Raw genomic sequence first — 19505 nt, 5'->3', positions numbered from 1 at the left:
AATTATTGTATGCGTTGTTATCTATTTAATTAAATTTCTACTATAATCGTTATGAAAATATAATAATGTGCATTGCGATGAAAACTTGCCACTTTAATAAATTGCCTAAAGCGTATTTAAGCTACCCAGATGTTTTAAAAGCATCGTTAAAAAGAAAAGAGCAGCATTCAAAAATACAAAAAGTGAAATATGTTGTCGACCATTTTTATATTGATGCTAAGAATTTAGTGGCTTATAAAAAAATATGTGGGTTTGAAAATAACAGTATTATTCCAGCGATTTATTTTTCGGTGTTATCACAGAATTTACAACTTCATATGATGATAAATGAAGCACTTCCTATCCCTATTTTAGGTTTGATTCACATCGAAAATGAGATTAAACAATACTGTACTTTATTTGCTAATCGACAGTATAAGCTTTCTTGCACTTTAAGCGAGGTATACGGTCATGCTAGAGGGACTGTCTTAGAGTTTTCTACAGTTGTTGAATGTGAAGGTAAAGAAGTTGTGACGTGTAGTAGTCGATATTTATCTAGAAAATTTATAGCTATAGAAAAACTACCACAGTTAAATAAATCGATTACTTTAGATGAGTGTGAATTGAGACCTGTAAAAGAGTGGTACGTTAAACATAATACAGGAATTAAATATGCATTTAGTTCCGGAGATTTTAACCCAATTCATTTACATCGATGGGGAGCAAAGGCCTTTGGATTTCCAAGTACAATTGCACATGGGATGTGGTCAAAAGCTAAAGTACTTGCAAACTTAGATTTGCCTGAAGCCTATGAAGTGTTTGTCCAGTTTAAAAAGCCTTTATATTTATCTTCTTTTGTTGAATTGAAAAATGCTCAAATCTCTAATGGCGTACACTTTGCTTTGCAATCGATATCAGATCAAAAAACGCATTTAATTGGTGAATTAAAAGTTTCGTAATCTATATGGCTGTGAGTGAAATACAAAAAATGCACTAAATGATTGAATTTAGTTTAATCAAATAAGCATCGCATTCACTATTTTATAAAAAAACAGTATGCTTATGGGGTAAAAGGGGAGCATACATGTATCAGGTTCTAGCAAGAAAATATCGTCCACGTAACTTTAATGAGTTGGTCGGGCAAAACCATGTCTCTAGAGCTTTAACCAGTGCTTTAGAGCGTGGCCGTTTGCACCATGCTTATTTGTTTACAGGTACACGAGGCGTTGGAAAAACGACTATTGCAAGAATCTTAGCAAAATGTTTGAACTGTGAAACAGGTGTTACATCTACCCCTTGTGAAGTTTGCCCTACATGTCGTGCGGTGAATGAAGGACGTTTCATCGACCTTATAGAAATAGATGCGGCCTCTCGAACGCGTGTAGAAGATACAAGAGAATTATTGGACAATGTTCCTTATGCACCCACACAAGGGCGTTTTAAAGTTTACTTAATCGATGAAGTACATATGTTGTCTACGCATTCATTCAATGCGTTATTAAAAACATTAGAAGAACCACCTGAACATGTCAAATTTCTATTTGCGACAACAGATCCACAGAAATTACCGATTACAGTAGTATCCCGTTGTCTCCAGTTTACATTACGTCCTTTAGATATCACAGAAATTAGTGGGCATCTAACAGAAATATTAAATAAAGAAGATGTCGAATATGAATCTGAAGCATTATGGCAAATTGCGGAGGCTGCACAAGGTTCATTAAGGGATTCTCTTTCGTTGACCGATCAGGCAATCGCATATGGTCAAGGTAAGATTATCCATGACGATGTAAAAGACATGCTTGGTTTAATTGATCGATCTATCATTTACGATTTAATTGAAGCCATTCATCAAAATCATCAGAAACAAGTTTCACTGTTGTTATTACAATTTAGAAAGCAAGCACTGGATGTTGCCTTAGTTTTAGATCAGTTGGTTTCTACTTTACATGAGTTGGCACTCATTCAGTATTTGCCAGATTTAGGTTTAAAGTATAGTCATGAGATTAATCAGAAAATTAAGCGACTCTCACAATTAATTTCTGCACAAGATTTGCAGCTCTATTATCAGATTGCAACGAAAGGTCGTGCTGAAATTACATGGGCTGTTACACAAGAGCAAGGCTTTGAAATGTGTGTGCTCCGTATGCTCGCGTTTAGACCGCTATCTTCTCATGAAAGACCAGTGATTGCTGAGCCAATACCAGTGGTTAATGATGATGAACATTTTGAACCAGAAGTCGCACTTGAAAGTAGCACAGAAGAAACACTGGCATCTATTCCCTCTAAAGAGGTAGATGATGCCTCCATTGTTGCATTTGATGCGGCGGCTGAAGATCATCTTATTGAGGTGTCTGTACCTTCTCACTCACAATACATTGGATCAAGTGTAGACTATGATAAGGATGATGAAGAAGTCTTCCCATTTTCACTAGATGGGGAAAGTACACAATTCACATCATTTGAAGTAGATCGTAATGATGAGGTTGAGAGGAATACTCAGCCTGTTAATAAAGAAAAGAGAGTTGAGGAAACATCAACGCAGCTGATGCCTCAAGAGATTTTATCACTACCTGAGCAGGAGTTATCTGGAGCATGGACTGTAGAAAAATGGGAATATTGGTTTAGAAATAGTGATTTATCTCCTGCGGTACAAGAGTTAGCACAATATGGCATTATGTCTGGCGAAATTAATGCGACTTGTCAATTTTATATTCCTCAAAAATATGAAAAGCTTTTAAATCAGCAACAACATAATTTAGAAGAAGCTTTAAAGCAACAATGGAGTAACACAGTACTCTCTATAAGCTATGAGGAAGTTTCTGAAGTAACCCCATATATGTTGCAAATAGCGCGTAAAGAACGAGCATACGAACGTGCAGTGACATTAATTAAAGAAGAGCCGAGTGTGAAAGCTTTAATTGATACGTTTGATGCAGAAATTCATAATATTCAGCTAAAAACTTAAAAAATTTGAGGTGATTATGTCTGATAATGGGCCATACCGTATTTTATGTGTTTGTTTAGGAAATATTTGTCGTTCGCCAACTGCTGAGGTAGTACTTCGTCATATTGTTGAGGCAAGTAAACTCAATATTATGGTCGATTCAGCAGGTACAAGTAATTATCATATTGGGGAAGCACCAGATGAGCGTAGTCAGCGCTATGCACAAAAGAGAGGTTACGAACTGTCATCATTACGTGGTAGACAATTGATTACGCGTGATTTTATAAAGTTTGATTTAATTTTGGCGATGGATGCTCAAAACTTAGAACAAATTAATCGATTAAAAAAAGTTGCTGAGGCTGAGTTTGGAATTAATGCTTTAAAAGCCAAAATTGCGATGATGACAGCTCATGACCAATCACAACAAAATGTTGCTATTGCCGATCCCTACTATGGTGAAGGTAGGGGTTTTGAGCATGTCTTAGATCAGTGTGAATCGGCTAGCCATGCTTGGGTTAACTATTTTCAGAAGCATCATATTGGGTAGAGTGTCTAAGTGTTAAATATTAAAGAGCAATTTCAACTTAAGTCATTAAATACATTAAACTTAAGTGCAATAGCTGCCTATTTTATAGATGTAAGTACAGAAGATGACTTAATTGAGGCTTTGGCATTTGCTGAAACAAAAAAGTTGCCAGTGATGGTACTCTCTGGCGGAAGTAATGTATTGCTCTCAGATTATTTGAATGCCTGTGTAATTCATATAAATATGAAAGGTATTTCGTGTATTGATGAAACAGCGGATTATAGTTTTATACAAGTTGGTGCAGGAGAAATTTGGCACGATTTTGTATTATATACTACGCAAAAACAGTGGTATGGGTTACAAAACTTAGCTTTAATTCCTGGCAAGGTAGGTGCATCACCTGTGCAAAACATAGGTGCTTATGGTGTTGAAGTTGGAGAATTTATTTCTTCTGTTTCAGTATATGATCGTCTTTGTCAGACTTTTAGCACCTTATCTCAAGAGGATTGTCAGTTTTCTTATCGGGATAGTATTTTTAAAAAACATGTTCAACGCTATATTATTACTTCGGTAACGTTTCGTTTAAATAAACATATCGATTTAAAACTTGCCTATGGCGATTTATTAAAAGCTGTTGGTGAAGAAAAGACACCTTTTAACTTACAGCAACAAGTTATTGCGATTCGTCGCTCTAAGCTACCTGATCCTAAAATGTATCCAAATGTGGGTAGCTTTTTTAAAAACCCGATCATAAGTTACGAACAATACACGCAATTGAGCCAACAATATCCTCAAATGCCTTATTATTTACAACCCAATGATCAAGTAAAAATAGCGGCAGGTTGGTTAATTGATCAGGTGGGATGGAAAGGAAAACGTTTAGGTGCTGTGGGAATGTTTGATAGACAAGCACTTGTCCTTGTAAATTATGCAGAAGCAACATTAAGAGATGTTAGAGCAACTTGCTCTGCTGTACAGCATGATGTACAACATAAATTTAATATATTACTTGAGCCTGAGCCTGTAGTATTTGGGGAAGACGGGTTAATCTGTTTGTAGATGGACGAAGAATATGGCAGAAAAACAACCTTTTATGGTAAGGTTTGTAAAAATGATCGCAGTACTTTTAGTACTCTTGACCGCGCTCATTGTTTTTATTTATACGCCATTTTATTCAAAAAGCATTTTATTCTTACTGAATCATTTTGTTCCAATTGAAGTAAATATGGTCGCTGCACAGAGTCAGCAAATTGCTGCATTGAGTGAGCATGATGATTTAGAGCCCGGTTCAAATTTATGGATTGCACGTCAGGCATATTTAAAAGTCTTACAAGAAGCCGCGCAAAGAGAAGATGCAGTTGGTTTAAATTTAATTGAAGCACGATATAAAATTTTAGAAAAACAGCTACAAAATAAAGAGGATGAAGAAGAGGCTGATGACACAGCATCTTCTGACCCGAATATAAGTGATCAGCATATTGATGAAGTAGCTTCTGAGCCAGAAGCACTTCAAGAAGTGGCACGTTTAAATGATGCAGATACACAGCTTCTTATGCAGAAATACACACAGTTTTTGACGACGTATCCTGTTAAAGTGAATGATAAAGATCCAGTCAGTCAGCAAGTTTCTCAAGATTTAAGACAAGCAAATACGGTCAGAGATGAGCAAAAAGCAGATGCATCTAAGCCCTCTGCAATTGTTGTCTTAGGAGGAGGATTAACGTTTGATCGCACAACGAAACGTATTATTGTTAATAGCTATACACGATTGCGCTTAGAGAAAACTCTAGAGATTGAGCAACAAAACAGCCTACCTATTGTGTTAAGTGGTGTAGAAGCACCATATATGCAGATCTGGTTAAAAGATCATGGTGTAGATGCGAAGCTTCTTGAAAATAGAAGCATGAATACATGTGAAAATTCAAGATTTAGCTCACTATTACTTCAGAAAAAAGGTGGCGCGCCAAAAATTATATTGGTAACAGACGAGTATCATATGCCAAGAACACGCCGTCTGTTTGCCCAAAATGGTATAGCCACTGTTCCTGTAGATGCACCTATGCCAACGCAATTGACACGTTGGAAGCCTGCGCTTACCAATTATGATCATAGTCGACGTGCAAATTACGAATTATTGGCAACCATTCGCGATGTAGTGTTTGGAACCAATGATTGTCGTGAGGTTCCTTAATGCCTGAAACACCTTTTTTAACACCAACGACACTTAAACAGTTAGATTTACCTGTACCAAGTCGTGAAACGACATCGGATCAGTTGCAACCGCTCAATTTATATAAGCCTTATATGCCTAAAGATGAGTTGCTGTCTTATCAGAAACTTTATGGCTTAGATGTGTTAGATTGTGATTACTGGCAAGGTTATATACAAACAGAACAATTTAAGTTGCATACACAAGTCTTTCAACCTCAACAAAATGATATTTGTGGTACGGTCTTTTTATTGCATGGTTATTTAGAACATAGTGGTATTTATCAACCTATTATTGAAGAAATATTATCACAAGGATTTAGTGTTTTAACTTTTGATTTACCAGGACATGGTTTGAGTAGTGGCTCACCTGCAAATATCGAAAATTTTGACCATTATCAAGATGTTCTGCATGCAATTTATCGCTATACCAAAAATGCACCACAGCTGCAAAAACCGTGGTTAGGTGTGGGTCAAAGTACAGGTGGTGCAATTTTAATGCATCATATTTTAGCCTATGCAGAGCAAAGGAAGAATCCTATTGTTGAACGGATTTTATTGTTGTCACCTTTATTGCGTCCTGCAAAATCTGCATGGTGGCATAATCCAGTTGGTTTAGGCATTATTAGACGAATTAAAAAACAGGTGCCTCGTCATTTCCGAAGAAATAATCATAACCCTGAGTTTCTTCGTTTTGTACGTTTGAAAGACCCACTACAACCTAAAATGATGGGAATGAACTGGATTCTAGCAATGTCCAAATGGATGGCTGTTATGGAAGAGAGACCATCATGTAGAATTCCTGTCTGGATGGCACAAGGCGCATTAGATCAGACTGTCGATTGGCGTTACAATATCGAATTTGTAAGGAAGAAATTTAGACTACAAACCTTGCTAATTTTAGAAGAAGGTTCACATCAACTCATTAATGAACGTGAAGATATTCGTGCGGCATTAACAGGTTTAATTCCTGCATTTTTACATGCAAAATCTAACAGTTATTATTATTAATATTTTATTGTGGCTTACCGGCGCTATGTCAGTAAGCCTGATTTTTATGCTTCATTTTCCTCAGGTTAGGTAAGCATGAGAATGGAATCATTGATCAGTGGGAAAAGATCATTTAATAAACTATGATGATTAAATCGAGCATCAAAGTTGAGTGCTTGGCCATCAGCGATGTCTTTTAAAATCACTGCTGTCTCTGATTGAATATTTAGACGCTCTCCATTGGCCCAAAACATCAATTTCTCGTCTTCTTGTGTATATAGAAGTCTTGATGCAGGTTCAAGCTGAATGGTATAGGTTGAACCAATGAGGTCTAGAAGATCTTCTAATTCAAGTTCATCTGGCTCAGGAATATTGTCTGGATATTTTGGTTCGGACATGAGTGATAAAATTGCATGATCGAAATGATCAGAGTGCATTAATGTTTCAATCAGTTGATGTTTTAAAGTTTGGAGTTCTTTGGCGGTTATTTCACCGATTGCATGGTTAGGTGAGCGCTCATTATCTTTTACAGGATTTTTAAAAAGTTGTTCATCGGCAAAATGATCACTCACTCTATCAATAATACCCGCTAAGTTTGGCATTCTGAAACCAAATGAATAGGTGAGGCATTCATTTTCAGCAACCCCATAATGAGACAAACCAGGAGGTACATACAAAAGATCTCCTGGTTCAAGAACTTCATCAAAAGTAATATCCATCTCTGAAAGAAGTTTAAGTGGTTGCCCTTCAATAAATTTCGTATTTTCATCGCAGTATTGGCCTAACTGCCAGCGACGTGCTCCAAAACCTTGAACCAAGAATACATCGTAAAAGTCAAAGTGTTTGCCTACGGATCCACCTTTAGGAGCATAGGACACCATAATGTCATCTCTACGCCACTGAGGAATAAAATGAAACTTTTTCCATAATTCAGAAAGATCCATAGAGTAATGATCTATTGCTTGAACAAGCAATGTCCAATATGGTGGTAAGTTCTTAAAGGCCTTTTTAGAAAGTGGAGATGATTGAACTTTCCACTGATCGTGAAGCGAACCAGTTTGTTGAATGAGACGAGCAGTAACATTCTCTTCTAACGCGAGAGATTTAATATCATCAGGTTCGAGTAGATCGATGACCTCAGGAACGGCTTGTCGTACAAGTAATGGTTTTTTTTGCCAGTACTCATTTAAAAATTGTTCTGCAGTAATATTGCCTAAAACGCTAAGTGGTTGGGACATGTATAGCCTTGTCATTTAAGGAATTTGAAGATTAAATTCGCGTAATATTTGAGTAAGTTGAATAAGTGGTAAGCCCATGAGAGCCGTTTGGTCACGCCCTGTCATACTTTCAAATAAAGAAATACCTAGACTCTCGCATTTGAAGCTACCAGCACAATGAAAGGGTTGGTCTTTTTCAATATAACGTTCTATTTCTACACGAGAAAGTTCTCTAAATTTGACCTCATAATGTGCGACAACTGTACAATTTTGTTTTGTAGCTAAGCATTGCACACTTAGACCTGTACTAAAGCAAAGCGTTTTTCCAGAGTGTTGTTCTAGTTGCTTGATTGCATCATCTTTATCTCTAGGCTTGCCGATGAATGTATTAGGTTCATTGGTATACCATGCGACTTGATCAGAGCCAATAATAATTGCTTCAGGGTGTTGTTTTGCAATCACCAGTGCTTTTTCCGAGGCAAGACGCATTGCTAATGTATCTGCATGGATTTCGCCGTGCGGTGTTTCATCAATGTCAGGTGCTATACTTTCATAAGGAATATGTAAGCGATCCATCAGTATTTTTCGAGTTTGACTACTCGAAGCAAGAATAATTAAACGGTTCATGCAACTGAGTATTCCATGAGTACATGTAACGGCACGTAGCTTAAAATAGATTGATGGCATGAGTGTAATTTGAGTTTAGGTGCTTGACCAAGCTCATAAGCTTCAACCCAACGTTCAACACAAATGCACCAGAAGTCACCAGGCTTTAATCCAGGAAAGTCTAGTTCTGGTAATGGTGTAATTAAATCATTACCCAGTTTTTGAGAAAAGTTAAGAAAATCTGAACTCATTTGCGCACAAACGGTGTGCTGTCCAAGATCTGTTGTAGATGTATGGCAGAAACCATTACGAAAGTAGCCCGTAATTGGGTCAAAACAGCAACTCGCGAGTGGTTCACCAAATATATTAAGGCGATTAATTTTAGGATCTGGATGAATAGACATAAATATTCTGATTTAATAAGTGAGTGTGGTAAGTAAACGAAAGCGGTTTTTCTACATCTCTTATACTAAAGAAGCTAACGCTTTTAAATATCTTCGTCTAAGATATTGTTATTGAAAATAGTGAATAACACAAGGGAGCAATAAAATGACGTTTCAACGTATGACTGATCTTGATTTACAAGGAAAGCGTGTCCTTATTCGTGAAGATTTAAATGTACCTGTAAAAAATGGGGAAATTACAAGCGATGCTCGTCTAAGAGCAGCATTGCCAACAATTAAACTTGCATTAGATAAAGGCGCCGCAGTTATCGTCTGTTCACATTTAGGTCGTCCTGTAGAGGGTGAGCCAAAATCTGAGCAATCTCTAGCACCTGTTGCAAAGTATTTATCTGATGCATTGGGTCAGACGGTTGAACTTGAAACTGATTATTTAAACGGCGTAGACGTAAAAGCAGGACAGGTCGTACTTCTTGAAAATGTGCGTTTTAATCATGGCGAGAAGAAAAATGCACCTGAGCTTGCAGAAAAATACGCAGCACTGTGTGATGTATTTGTGATGGATGCTTTTGGAACGGCTCACCGTGCTGAAGCATCGACTGAAGGAGTTGCACGTAAAGCACCGCTTGCTGTTGCGGGACCATTACTTGCAACAGAATTAGACGCGTTAGGTCGTGCCTTAAAAACACCTGCAAAACCAATGGTTGCAATTGTGGCAGGTTCAAAAGTTTCAACAAAGTTAGATGTACTTAACTCGTTGTCGACAGTGTGTGATCAATTAATTGTGGGTGGTGGTATTGCCAACACATTCTTGGCTGCTGCTGGATTTAATGTTGGAAAATCGTTATATGAAGCAGATTTAGTCGATACGGCAAAACAAATTGCTGCAAAGGTTGATGTTCCTTTACCAACCGATGTTGTGGTTGCAGATGCATCAAATATTGGCGATGACTTTATGAGTTTTGTAAGTAATAGCCATGCTGTTGTCAAAAAAGTTGCTGATGTACAAGATACTGATATGATCTTAGACGTAGGGCCTGAAACAGCCGCAACATTTGCTCAGTTGTTGCAAGAAGCAAAAACGATTCTGTGGAATGGTCCTGTTGGTGTTTTTGAAGTCGATCAGTTTGGAGAAGGCACAAAAGCATTGTCATTGGCAGTTGCTCAAAGTGATGCTTTCTCAATTGCAGGTGGTGGTGATACTTTAGCTGCGATTGATAAATACAATGTTGCTTCTCACATTAGCTATATTTCTACAGGTGGTGGTGCTTTTCTAGAATTTGTAGAGGGTAAAACATTACCAGCTGTTGCTGCACTCATTGATCGTGCTTAATGATTAAATAAAAGGAGTATTTTTTTGAAACAGTTACTTATAATCGCACTAGGATTTGTCGCATTAGGTACATTGACTGCATGTGGTAAAAATGAAAGTCATACAGAAGCACAAAACAGTGCGCCTGCATCTTCTGCTTCAACGACATCTTCGGAAACAAGTCCAGAACAGCAAGCAAAAATAGATGCGATAGATAAACCTGTATTAGATTCAAAAAATACAGATACTCCTGCAAAATCACACTAAATAAGCATTTTTTTAAGAAAACCCTGCAATTGCAGGGTTTTTTTATGGCTTGATGATTTTAAATACAGTTTTGTTGGCAATGCCCATGTAGAATACCGCACGCAAATTGGGGAGAGAGTTATGGCTTTAGTATCATTACGTCAGTTATTAGATCATGCAGCAGAGCATAGCTATGGTGTACCAGCATTTAATGTAAATAATTTAGAGCAAATGCGTGCAATCATGCTTGCTGCAGATGCAACAAATTCACCTGTTATTGTTCAAGTGTCTGCAGGTGCAAGAAAATATGCAGGGTCAGCATTTCTACGTCATTTAATTGCGGCAGCAATTGAAGAGTGGCCACATATTCCAATCGTAATGCATCAAGATCATGGTGTAAGCCCTGCGGTGTGCCAACGCTCAATTCAGTTGGGTTTTAGCTCAGTCATGATGGACGGTTCTTTAAATACAGATGGGAAAACGCCAACGAGTTACGACTACAATGTGCAGGTAACACGTCAAGTGGTTGAAATGGCACATGCATGTGGTGTTTCAGTAGAAGGGGAAATTGGCTGTCTTGGAAGTTTAGAAAAACAAGCCGCAGATCATGGCCAACTTTTAACATCTGTCGATGAAGCTAAAAGATTCGTTGCAGATACCCATGTCGATGCACTCGCAATTGCTGTTGGTACTTCACATGGCGCATATAAATTTACCCGTCCACCTACAGGCGATATTTTAGCGATTGAACGCATTAAAGAAATTCATGCTGCTTTACCAAATACGCATTTGGTTATGCATGGTTCTAGTTCTGTTCCTCAAGAGTGGTTACAGGTCATTAATGCACACGGTGGTGCAATTGGCGAAACTTATGGTGTGCCAGTTGAGCAGCTTGTTGATGCGATTAAACATGGTGTGCGTAAAATTAATATTGATACGGATCTACGTCTTGCATCTACCGGTGCAATCCGTCAATTTATTGCGGAAAATCCAGTAGAATTCGATCCTCGCAAGTATTTTTCAAAAACGATTGAGGCCATGAAAGAAGTATGTATCAGCCGTTATGAAGCATTCGGTACAGCTGGTAATGCAAGTAAAATTCGTCCAATTTCATTAGAAAAAATGGTTGAACGCTACTAATTACCTACTTTTTCAGATTAAGATAAAGTTCACATAGGTGGGCTTTATTTGTTCATGAGTATACGACATTGATTTTTATTCTATTTGCTGCATGCTGTAGTGTTGCTGTATCAATCCTTCTAAAGAAATTAGCAAGCGTTGGATATCATCCACTTTCTATGGTGGTATGGAATTATGCGAGTGCAAGTTTACTTTGTTTTTTATGGTTTAAGCCAAACTTATTGAATATACAGGTGGCACAAGTGCCATGGTGGCTCATTGGGTTATTAGGTATTATTTTACCCAGTATTTTTCTTGCACTTTCGCGTGCATTAAATGATGCAGGTATTGTTAAAACAGAAATCGCACAACGTTTATCGGCTGTTTTATCAATTATTGCAGCATATTTTATTTTTAATGAGCAATTTTCAGCAGTGAAACTTATTGGTGTCACTTTAGGTATTTTTGCTGTAAGTTTACTTGTTCTGAGTCGTGAAACAGGCCATCATCAGATCATCAATAAAAAAGGCGTACTTTCACTGTTATGTGTTTGGATTGGTTATGCACTTGTAGATGTTCTTTTGAAATATAATAGTAGTTTAGGGCAGGGTTTTGCGCAAAGTCTAAATCTTATTTTTGTAACTGCTTTTCTATTTTCCTTTATTTATTGCAGTCTAAAAGAAAATTGTAATTTATGGGGTAAAAAGAATATTTTCGCAGGCTTAGGTCTAGGCATTTTAAACTTTGCAAACATTGCTCTGTATATTAATGCACATATTGCTTTGAAAAGCTCACCTGCAATCGTTTTTGCGAGTATGAATATTGCTGTGGTTGTATTTGGTATTTTAGGTGGGATATTTTTCTTTAGAGAAAAGATAAATTCTCAAATGCTATTTAGTTTGGTGCTAGCAATAAGTGCAGTATTGGTTTTAATGAGTACCATGTGAAATTGAGATGACTTATTTGTTAAGTCATCTCCATAAGGTTTAGTTTAAAGATGCGTAAATACAAGCTCATGTGGTAAGCGTGATTTAGGTAACTTGGCATTAAAATCAGTTTCACTTCTATAACCTAATGAAACCACCACTAAGCTTTGTAAACCTTTTTCTTTTAAATCAAATGCTTGATCAAATGCATTGTTATCGAAACCTTCCATTGCCGTTGAGTCGATACCTTCAGCAGCCGCAGCTATTAAAAATTGTCCAAGGGCAATATACGTTTGGCGAATAAGCCAGTCGGGAATAGATTTTTTAATTACATATCCTTCACGTAGATTGGCCTGTGTTTCACGAGCCTCTTCATTCTTAAAGCGTCCTGCATGATCATCTGCTTTTAAAAGTGCTTCGAGATGTTCAGCAGGAATATTTGTCTTTGTGCAAAAGACAATGCTATGTGATGCTTGCAATACTTTCGTTGCATTGTAGCTATAGTTTCCAGGCATCGTTTCTGCAACACGTGCTTTTGCCTCATCTGTTTCAATTACAAAAAAATGCCACGGCTGAATGTTTACAGAAGATGGTGTGAGTCTAAGTGTTTCTAATAAGGTGTCGAGTGTTGCTTGAGGAATCTTTTTTTCTGAATTATATGCTTTTGTTGTGTATCGTGTTTGTGCAACTTTAAGTATATCCATGTGAACGCACCAAAGTAATATAAAGAGTAGGTCAAGTATAATTACTTAAATATGAATAAAAAGATCATTTTACAATTCATATACTTATTGTTTTTCACGATTAAACTGAAAATTTTTCTAAAGTAGAAAAAATGATTTAGTTATTCAAAAATCGTCATTAGACATACACATACGTGCTCTGATGAAGCATGCTAATATGTTTGCCTTAAAATTTCCGTTTAGCTGGGTATATTAATGACTGAGGAAAGATTAACTCACCTTAAACAGCTTGAGGCTGAAAGTATTCATATTATTCGAGAAGTGGCTGCGGAATTTGAAAATCCCGTGATGCTTTACTCTATCGGTAAAGACTCTGCGGTGATGTTACATTTAGCAATGAAAGCCTTTTACCCTGCCAAACTTCCATTTCCATTAATGCATGTTAATACCGGATGGAAATTTAAGGACATGATCAAGTTCCGTGATGACATGGTACAAAAACATGGGCTTGAACTGATCGAACATAAGAACCTTGAAGGAATGGCACAAAATATTAATCCATTCGATCATGGTAGCTCTAAATATACTGACATTATGAAAACGCAAGCCTTAAAGCAAGCTTTAGATAAATATCAGTTTGATGCTGCATTTGGTGGTGCGCGCCGTGATGAAGAAAAGTCGCGTGCGAAAGAGCGTGTTTACTCATTCCGTGACAATAAGCATCGTTGGGATCCTAAAAACCAACGCCCTGAATTATGGAACATTTATAATGGTAAAGTGAACAAAGGCGAGAGTATTCGTGTTTTTCCTTTATCGAATTGGACAGAGCTTGATATTTGGCAATACATTTATCTTGAGCAAATTCCAATTGTACCGCTTTATTTTTCTGCAAAACGTCCTGTCGTAGAACGTGATGGTACACTCATTATGATTGATGATGAACGTTTCCCGTTGCGTGCAGGTGAAGTGCCTGAAATGAGATCGGTACGTTTTCGTACATTAGGTTGCTATCCTTTAACAGGTGCAGTGCAATCTACAGCCAATACTTTGCCTGAAATTATTCAAGAGATGTTGTTGACCACAAGCTCAGAACGACAAGGCCGTATGATTGACCACGATGAAGCTGGGTCAATGGAAAAGAAAAAGCAAGAAGGTTATTTCTAATTTAGTGGAGTAAATACATGTCTCATCAATCCGAGCTCATTAGCCAGGATATTTTGGCATACTTAAAACAACATGAGCAAAAAGATCTTCTCCGCTTTTTAACATGCGGTAATGTTGATGATGGTAAAAGTACATTGATTGGTCGTCTACTGCATGATTCTAAAATGATCTATGAAGATCAATTAGAAGCAGTAAAGCGTGACAGTAAAAAATCGGGTACACAAGGCGAAAAAGTAGACCTTGCCTTACTTGTAGATGGCTTGCAAGCTGAACGTGAACAAGGTATTACGATTGACGTTGCATATCGTTATTTTTCAACAGATAAACGTAAGTTCATTATTGCTGATACGCCGGGGCATGAGCAATATACACGTAATATGGCTACGGGTGCTTCGACGTGTGATCTTGCAGTTATTTTGATTGATGCGCGTTATGGTGTACAGACACAAACACGCCGTCATACATTTATCTCTGCACTATTAGGTATTCGTAATATTGTTGTTGCCATTAACAAAATGGATTTAATTGAATTTTCTGAAGAAAAGTTTAATCAAATTCGTCAAGATTATGAAGAATTCATTACGCATTTAGGTAATCGCAAGCCGACCAATATTCATTTTGTACCAATTTCGGCACTTAATGGCGACAATGTTGTAAATCCTTCTGAGCATACACCTTGGTATCAAGGTCAAACGCTGATGAAAATTTTGGAAACGATTGAAATTGAGCGTGAAACTGAACATCAAGATTTTAGATTTCCAGTACAGTATGTAAATCGTCCAAATTTAGATTTCCGTGGTTTTGCAGGTACAATTGCACTTGGTCGTGTTGCTGTAAATGACGAGATTGTAGTATTACCTTCGGGTAAACGCAGTCGTGTCAAAGAAATTGTCACGTATGATGGCAATTTAGAAAATGCGGTGGTTGGTCAAGCAGTTACACTTACACTTCAAGACGAAATTGATGTGAGCCGTGGTGACTTAATTGCTCATCCAAGTGCATTACCTCAGCAATCACGTGCTGTAAAAGCAACCGTAGTTTGGATGGCTGAGCAGCCTCTCGTTGCGGGAAAATTGTATAATGTGAAAGTAGGTACTCAAAGTGTACCTGCAAAAGTGAGTGTGATTAATCATACAATTGATGTAAATACTTTAGAACAAGGGCATGTGGATGAAACACTTGCACTGAACGGTATTGCAGATGTAACGGTAGAGTTCGACCGTCCAATTGTATTTGATGACTATAAAGACAGTCGCTTTACAGGTAGTTTTATCTTTATTGATCGTTTAACCAATGTCACTGTTGGTGCAGCGATGATTGAAGATACTGCACAACTCAGTGATACAAAGCGCGCAGTAAGTGTAGACGAACGTGCTGCGAGACTTGGACAAAAACCTGCTGTGATTGCACTTTCTAAAGCTGCTTTTGAGTATAAAGCACAATTAGAGCGTGTATTGCTCACGGATGGCATAGTGTCTCTTGCTCAAGAGAGTCTCAGTCGCCATGAGATTGAACTGCTAAAATCAACAGGTATTCTTTTAATTATTGATGAGTCACAAAAAGAGCATGCTGATCTATTTATAGACCTAGATCAGATTGACGATCTGGTTGTCAAAATTAAGAGTTTTGTACAGCTATAAATATGATGTAGAGCCCAACAGATGTTGGGCTTTTTATTGGATAAAATATAACAAGGAAAACATATGCCAAATCTTACGTTACAATACAGTGGTAATCTTGATATAGATACGCAAGACTTATTATTAGAACTTCATGGAGTATTGTTCGATTCTGAACTATTTGAATATAAACATGACATTAAATCTAGAGCGATTCAATTTGATGAGTTTTTAATTGGTGATGGTCTAGAAAAGAATGCATTTATACATTTACAGGTCTGTGTTCTTAATGGTCGTACAACTGAACAATTACAGCAATTAAATGAACAACTGCTTCAAAAAATTAAAGATAACCAAAAACTCATACATACCGATGTAACCAAAGAAATTCATCTGTCTGTAGAAGTTGTGGAAATGAACAAAGAAATTTATAGAAAAGCAGTTATATCTCGTGTTGAAACTTAAGTTACTGATTTTCATTGACGCTTTTTCGTTTTATGATAGAGCGCTTTAACGATTAAAATTTGTTTAGGCACAATTTATGAAGCAGGTTATGCAGCAAATGCATTAACAATTACTGAGGTAAATGCACAAAGCAACGATGTCGAACAACTTTCAACAATTACTGTGAAAAGTGAACCATCTTCTGCATACCGTACTTCATTCGCTGATATCACTGGCTATAGTGGTCAGAAAATTAGCCAGATTCCTGCATCTATTTCTTCAATCACGAGTGCAGTGCTCACCGATCAACATGCAAAGCTCCTAACTGATGTTGTAAAAAATGATGCCAGTGTGGGGGATGGTTATGCCGCGATAGGATATTATCCAAACTTTATGGTACGTGGCTTTGCACTTGATACAGCCTCTAGCTATTTAATTAATGGCAATGTAGTTCGTGGTGAGCAAAACATTGCATTAGAAAATAAACAAAGTGTGGAAATTTTAAAAGGAATTTCTGCTTTACAAAGTGGTATGTCTACACCCGGTGGTGTCGTAAATTTTGTGACAAAACGTCCTGAAGATGTGCGTACATTAACCTTCGATATAGACCAATATGGTGACAAAACTGTTTCTACAGATTTAGGTGGATTTGTTGGGGAAAACCGTCAGTTTGGCTATCGTATTAACCTTGCTCATGAAGATATTAAACCATACGTCGATCATGCAAATGGTCAACGATATTTTGGTTCTGGAGCATTAGATTGGAATATGACTGACAAAGCAAAACTTGAGTTGAATTTAGAAGCTCAATCACAAAAACAACGCTCTGTACCGGGATATCAACTTCTTGATGCAAAGGCAGTACCACAAAATGTAAATTGGGATAAATTACTCGGTTATCAAAGTTGGAGTAATCCTGTAACCAATAAAAGCTTAAATACAGATATCACTTATCGTTATGCTTTTAATCCTCAGTGGAATATGAGTCTAACTGCATCGCATAGTCGTGTTGTAATTGATGATTATTCGGCATTCCCTTATGGTTGTTATTCAGATATATGCAAGTACACGGGTTTAGGTAATACATTCGACCAAAGTGGAAATTATGATATTTATGACTACCGTGATCCAAATGATGCGCGAGTCACAGATCAATTTAAACTCCACTTAAATGGTGAGTTTGAAACAGGATCATTTAAACATCAATTGCGTACGGAAGTTGCAGAAACCAATAAAAGTAGAAAGCGTGTGTCAGGGCTGAATCAAGTAATAGGTACAAGTAATATCTATAATGATACAACTGATTTTTCACCTGTAAGTAATGCCGTTTTAGGAAATAAATATACTGCGTTAAAAAGCCATCAACAAAGTATTTTCATTTCAGATCTTGTTAACTTGAATAATCAGTGGTCTGTATTATTAGGTACAAAATGGCTGCATTTAAATGAGCAAAGCTACAATAAAGATGAAATATTGGCTAGAGACACACATCTAAGTAAGTTTTTACCACAAGCTGCTTTAATGTATAGACCATTTGAAAATACAACGATTTATACAAGCTATGCCAAAGGCTTATCAGATGGTGGGGAAGCACCATGGTACGCAAAAAATGCAAGTGTTACGCTTGCACCAAAAAATTCTACGCAATATGAGATTGGTCTTAAACAGCAGATACAACAATTTTTGCTTACGGCCACAGTATTTGATTTAAAACAAGATAATCAATATGCAATTTCAATACCTTCAAACCCGCAAGAATTTGCTTTTGTGCAAGAAGGAAAACAGCATAACCAAGGTGTAGAGTTGGCATTAAATGGTGCTGTAACAGATCGTTTAGATATGCTCACAAGTTTAAGTTATATTCGGGCAAGACTAGATAATGTATCTGATGAAAGCTATGCAGGGCATCAGATTCAAAATAGCCCAACATGGCGATTTAGTGGCTATCTTTCTTATAAACCACCTGTGTTAAATGATCAGTTAAGACTATTAGCAGGTATGCAAGCGAGTTCAGGCAAATATGCAAATAGATCAGGCACTGTAAAAGTTGCAGGCTATAGTATTTTTAATGTGGGTGCTGCATATCGTTTACCAATAGCAGGTTATGATACAGACTTTCGCTTGAATATAAATAATGTGATGAATACCCAATACTGGCGAGATGTGGGTGGATTTATGGGTGATGACTACTTGTTCTTAGGGAATCCAAGAACGGCACAACTATCAGCCACGATTCATTTTTAAAAACGAGAAAAACGGCGTACATTTTAAATACGCCGTTTTTTATTAATGTATTTGAATATCTATATGTTGTTTAATTTTCTCAGCATTTAAAGTAAATAGCTCATCTATAAAAGCAACATTAAATTGACCTAAAGTAGGTGCGCTTTCATAAGCCAGTTTTCCAGCAATTGCAAAATGTACATGTGCTGCAATTGTTGCAATATGTATAGGGGCAACTGCACAATACGCAGCAATAAGTGCACCAAGAGCACATCCAGTTGCAGTAATTTTAGGTTGTAATGCAGACCCACCTTTTATTTCAATGACCTGATCTGTCTCTTGTGACAAAATAAAGTCAGATGCTCCAGAAATTGCAATACATGGACTGTACTTTAATAACGCCGTGGCTTTTGGGTATACATCTTTACTATCTAAAGTGCTGTCTACACCTTTCGATGGTATAGATTCTCCTGCTAGGGTTAAAATTTCTGAGGCATTGCCACGAATCACACTAGGCAAGAATGTGAGCAAGGTATCTACCATGTCGCTACGCCACTTTAAGATAGGACTATAGCCTACGGGGTCAAGTACCCAAGGAATATTTTTTTGATGAGCAGTGGCGGCTGAAATCTTCATTGCTTGCATTTGCTCTGAAGAAGGTGTACCTAAGTTAATATTTAAAGCATTTGTAATGCGTGTAAAACTTTCTGCTTCATAAGGATTGTCAATCATGGCAGGTGAGGCACCACAGGCCAAAAGTACGTTTGCTGAATAATTACTTGCCACTTTATTGGTAATACATTGCACCAATGGGGATTTTTGCTGTAATTGTTGCCATGCAAAAATCACTTGGTCTATTAAAGTGTTTACTTGCATCATGGTTTGATTTTATCCT

19 protein-coding genes are annotated in these 19505 nt (G+C 37.2%); 14 read left to right on the top strand and 5 right to left on the bottom strand.

Annotation, left to right across the window (positions count from 1 at the left end; genetic code table 11):
• Window positions 1-77 precede the first annotated feature (77 nt).
• The 6 genes from I2F23_RS01460 to I2F23_RS01435 all read left to right on the top strand — a co-directional run bounded on the left by I2F23_RS01460 (window position 78) and on the right by I2F23_RS01435 (window position 6671).
• Window positions 78-938 (top strand): MaoC/PaaZ C-terminal domain-containing protein, encoded by an 861-nt coding sequence (locus tag I2F23_RS01460; RefSeq protein WP_195770817.1) that lies wholly within the window; start codon window positions 78-80, stop codon window positions 936-938.
• A gap of 125 nt (window positions 939-1063) precedes the next feature.
• Window positions 1064-2947, top strand: a complete 1884-nt coding sequence (gene dnaX, locus I2F23_RS01455) for a DNA polymerase III subunit gamma/tau (protein ID WP_195770816.1) — start codon at window positions 1064-1066, stop codon at window positions 2945-2947.
• A 16-nt stretch (window positions 2948-2963) separates the two neighbouring features.
• Window positions 2964-3473, top strand: coding sequence for a low molecular weight protein-tyrosine-phosphatase (locus tag I2F23_RS01450; RefSeq protein ID WP_195770815.1), 510 nt, complete (start codon window positions 2964-2966; stop codon window positions 3471-3473).
• A 9-nt stretch (window positions 3474-3482) separates the two neighbouring features.
• A complete protein-coding gene (gene murB, locus I2F23_RS01445) occupies window positions 3483-4511 on the top strand; it encodes a UDP-N-acetylmuramate dehydrogenase (protein WP_195770814.1) in 1029 nt (342 codons plus the stop codon).
• A 13-nt stretch (window positions 4512-4524) separates the two neighbouring features.
• Window positions 4525-5643 (top strand): YdcF family protein, encoded by a 1119-nt coding sequence (locus tag I2F23_RS01440; RefSeq protein WP_195770813.1) that lies wholly within the window; start codon window positions 4525-4527, stop codon window positions 5641-5643.
• Window positions 5643-6671: an alpha/beta hydrolase gene (locus I2F23_RS01435; RefSeq protein WP_195770812.1), complete on the top strand. Its 1029-nt coding sequence runs from the start codon at window positions 5643-5645 to the stop codon at window positions 6669-6671. The genes I2F23_RS01440 and I2F23_RS01435 overlap by 1 nt, the downstream gene beginning before the upstream one ends.
• 65 nt (window positions 6672-6736) lie before the next feature.
• Here the strand turns inward: I2F23_RS01435 and I2F23_RS01430 are convergent, their stop codons facing one another.
• The 3 genes from I2F23_RS01430 to I2F23_RS01420 are packed head-to-tail and all read right to left on the bottom strand — an operon-like array spanning window position 6737 to window position 8877.
• Window positions 6737-7888, bottom strand: coding sequence for a cupin domain-containing protein (locus I2F23_RS01430; protein WP_195770811.1), 1152 nt, complete (start codon window positions 7886-7888; stop codon window positions 6737-6739).
• 15 nt (window positions 7889-7903) lie between these two features.
• Complete coding sequence (locus I2F23_RS01425) at window positions 7904-8494, bottom strand: Maf family protein (RefSeq protein ID WP_195770810.1); 591 nt, start codon at window positions 8492-8494, stop codon at window positions 7904-7906.
• The gene (locus I2F23_RS01420; protein ID WP_195770809.1) at window positions 8491-8877 is read right to left on the bottom strand and encodes a DUF2237 family protein; all 387 of its coding nucleotides are present in this window, start codon (window positions 8875-8877) and stop codon (window positions 8491-8493) included. The genes I2F23_RS01425 and I2F23_RS01420 overlap by 4 nt, the downstream gene beginning before the upstream one ends.
• A 145-nt stretch (window positions 8878-9022) precedes the next feature.
• Here I2F23_RS01420 and I2F23_RS01415 point away from each other — a divergent pair, with 145 nt between their 5' ends.
• From I2F23_RS01415 to I2F23_RS01400, 4 genes are all read left to right on the top strand, one after another.
• The gene (locus I2F23_RS01415; RefSeq protein WP_195770808.1) at window positions 9023-10207 is read left to right on the top strand and encodes a phosphoglycerate kinase; all 1185 of its coding nucleotides are present in this window, start codon (window positions 9023-9025) and stop codon (window positions 10205-10207) included.
• A gap of 24 nt (window positions 10208-10231) precedes the next feature.
• Window positions 10232-10453 carry a hypothetical protein gene (locus I2F23_RS01410; RefSeq protein WP_195770807.1) on the top strand — a complete coding sequence of 74 codons (222 nt, stop codon included), beginning with the start codon at window positions 10232-10234 and terminating at the stop codon, window positions 10451-10453.
• A 120-nt stretch (window positions 10454-10573) separates the two neighbouring features.
• Window positions 10574-11572, top strand: coding sequence for a class II fructose-bisphosphate aldolase (fba, locus tag I2F23_RS01405; RefSeq protein WP_195770806.1), 999 nt, complete (start codon window positions 10574-10576; stop codon window positions 11570-11572).
• A gap of 68 nt (window positions 11573-11640) precedes the next feature.
• Window positions 11641-12498: a DMT family transporter gene (locus I2F23_RS01400; protein WP_195770805.1), complete on the top strand. Its 858-nt coding sequence runs from the start codon at window positions 11641-11643 to the stop codon at window positions 12496-12498.
• A gap of 44 nt (window positions 12499-12542) precedes the next feature.
• Here I2F23_RS01400 and nfsB read toward each other — a convergent pair whose 3' ends face one another.
• Window positions 12543-13181, bottom strand: a complete 639-nt coding sequence (gene nfsB, locus I2F23_RS01395) for an oxygen-insensitive NAD(P)H nitroreductase (protein ID WP_195770804.1) — start codon at window positions 13179-13181, stop codon at window positions 12543-12545.
• A 234-nt stretch (window positions 13182-13415) separates the two neighbouring features.
• Here nfsB and cysD point away from each other — a divergent pair, with 234 nt between their 5' ends.
• The 4 genes from cysD to I2F23_RS01375 all read left to right on the top strand — a co-directional run bounded on the left by cysD (window position 13416) and on the right by I2F23_RS01375 (window position 18631).
• Window positions 13416-14324, top strand: a complete 909-nt coding sequence (gene cysD / locus I2F23_RS01390) for a sulfate adenylyltransferase subunit CysD (protein WP_195770803.1) — start codon at window positions 13416-13418, stop codon at window positions 14322-14324.
• Between the two features lie 17 nt (window positions 14325-14341).
• The gene (cysN, locus tag I2F23_RS01385) at window positions 14342-15964 is read left to right on the top strand and encodes a sulfate adenylyltransferase subunit CysN (RefSeq protein ID WP_195770802.1); all 1623 of its coding nucleotides are present in this window, start codon (window positions 14342-14344) and stop codon (window positions 15962-15964) included.
• 63 nt (window positions 15965-16027) lie between these two features.
• Window positions 16028-16408 carry a 5-carboxymethyl-2-hydroxymuconate Delta-isomerase gene (locus I2F23_RS01380; protein WP_195770801.1) on the top strand — a complete coding sequence of 127 codons (381 nt, stop codon included), beginning with the start codon at window positions 16028-16030 and terminating at the stop codon, window positions 16406-16408.
• Window positions 16409-16459: 51 nt separating this feature from the next.
• Window positions 16460-18631 (top strand): TonB-dependent siderophore receptor, encoded by a 2172-nt coding sequence (locus I2F23_RS01375; protein ID WP_407647987.1) that lies wholly within the window; start codon window positions 16460-16462, stop codon window positions 18629-18631.
• A 42-nt stretch (window positions 18632-18673) separates the two neighbouring features.
• Here the strand turns inward: I2F23_RS01375 and thiM are convergent, their stop codons facing one another.
• Complete coding sequence (gene thiM / locus I2F23_RS01370; RefSeq protein WP_195770800.1) at window positions 18674-19489, bottom strand: hydroxyethylthiazole kinase; 816 nt, start codon at window positions 19487-19489, stop codon at window positions 18674-18676.
• Window positions 19490-19505: the final 16 nt, after the last annotated feature.

Source organism: Acinetobacter pollinis, assembly GCF_015627175.1.
Taxonomy (GTDB): Bacteria; Pseudomonadota; Gammaproteobacteria; order Pseudomonadales; family Moraxellaceae; genus Acinetobacter; species Acinetobacter pollinis.
The sequence above is the reverse complement of the archived record's forward strand: the minus strand, read 5'-3'. Positions and strand labels throughout refer to the sequence as shown.

Bases quoted from the DNA above. Each gene is read 5' to 3' on its own strand.
- I2F23_RS01430 (WP_195770811.1), bottom strand. From the start codon at position 7,888: ATGTCCCAACCACTTAGCGTTTTAGGCAATATTACTGCAGAACAATTT.
- nfsB (WP_195770804.1), bottom strand. From the start codon at position 13,181: ATGGATATACTTAAAGTTGCACAAACACGATACACAACAAAAGCATAT.
- cysD (WP_195770803.1), top strand. From the start codon at position 13,416: ATGACTGAGGAAAGATTAACTCACCTTAAACAGCTTGAGGCTGAAAGT.
- I2F23_RS01440 (WP_195770813.1), top strand. From the start codon at position 4,525: ATGGCAGAAAAACAACCTTTTATGGTAAGGTTTGTAAAAATGATCGCA.
- I2F23_RS01450 (WP_195770815.1), top strand. From the start codon at position 2,964: ATGTCTGATAATGGGCCATACCGTATTTTATGTGTTTGTTTAGGAAAT.
- I2F23_RS01425 (WP_195770810.1), bottom strand. From the start codon at position 8,494: ATGAACCGTTTAATTATTCTTGCTTCGAGTAGTCAAACTCGAAAAATA.
- I2F23_RS01460 (WP_195770817.1), top strand. From the start codon at position 78: ATGAAAACTTGCCACTTTAATAAATTGCCTAAAGCGTATTTAAGCTAC.
- I2F23_RS01435 (WP_195770812.1), top strand. From the start codon at position 5,643: ATGCCTGAAACACCTTTTTTAACACCAACGACACTTAAACAGTTAGAT.
- cysN (WP_195770802.1), top strand. From the start codon at position 14,342: ATGTCTCATCAATCCGAGCTCATTAGCCAGGATATTTTGGCATACTTA.
- dnaX (WP_195770816.1), top strand. From the start codon at position 1,064: ATGTATCAGGTTCTAGCAAGAAAATATCGTCCACGTAACTTTAATGAG.
- I2F23_RS01380 (WP_195770801.1), top strand. From the start codon at position 16,028: ATGCCAAATCTTACGTTACAATACAGTGGTAATCTTGATATAGATACG.
- I2F23_RS01420 (WP_195770809.1), bottom strand. From the start codon at position 8,877: ATGTCTATTCATCCAGATCCTAAAATTAATCGCCTTAATATATTTGGT.
- I2F23_RS01415 (WP_195770808.1), top strand. From the start codon at position 9,023: ATGACGTTTCAACGTATGACTGATCTTGATTTACAAGGAAAGCGTGTC.
- thiM (WP_195770800.1), bottom strand. From the start codon at position 19,489: ATGATGCAAGTAAACACTTTAATAGACCAAGTGATTTTTGCATGGCAA.
- fba (WP_195770806.1), top strand. From the start codon at position 10,574: ATGGCTTTAGTATCATTACGTCAGTTATTAGATCATGCAGCAGAGCAT.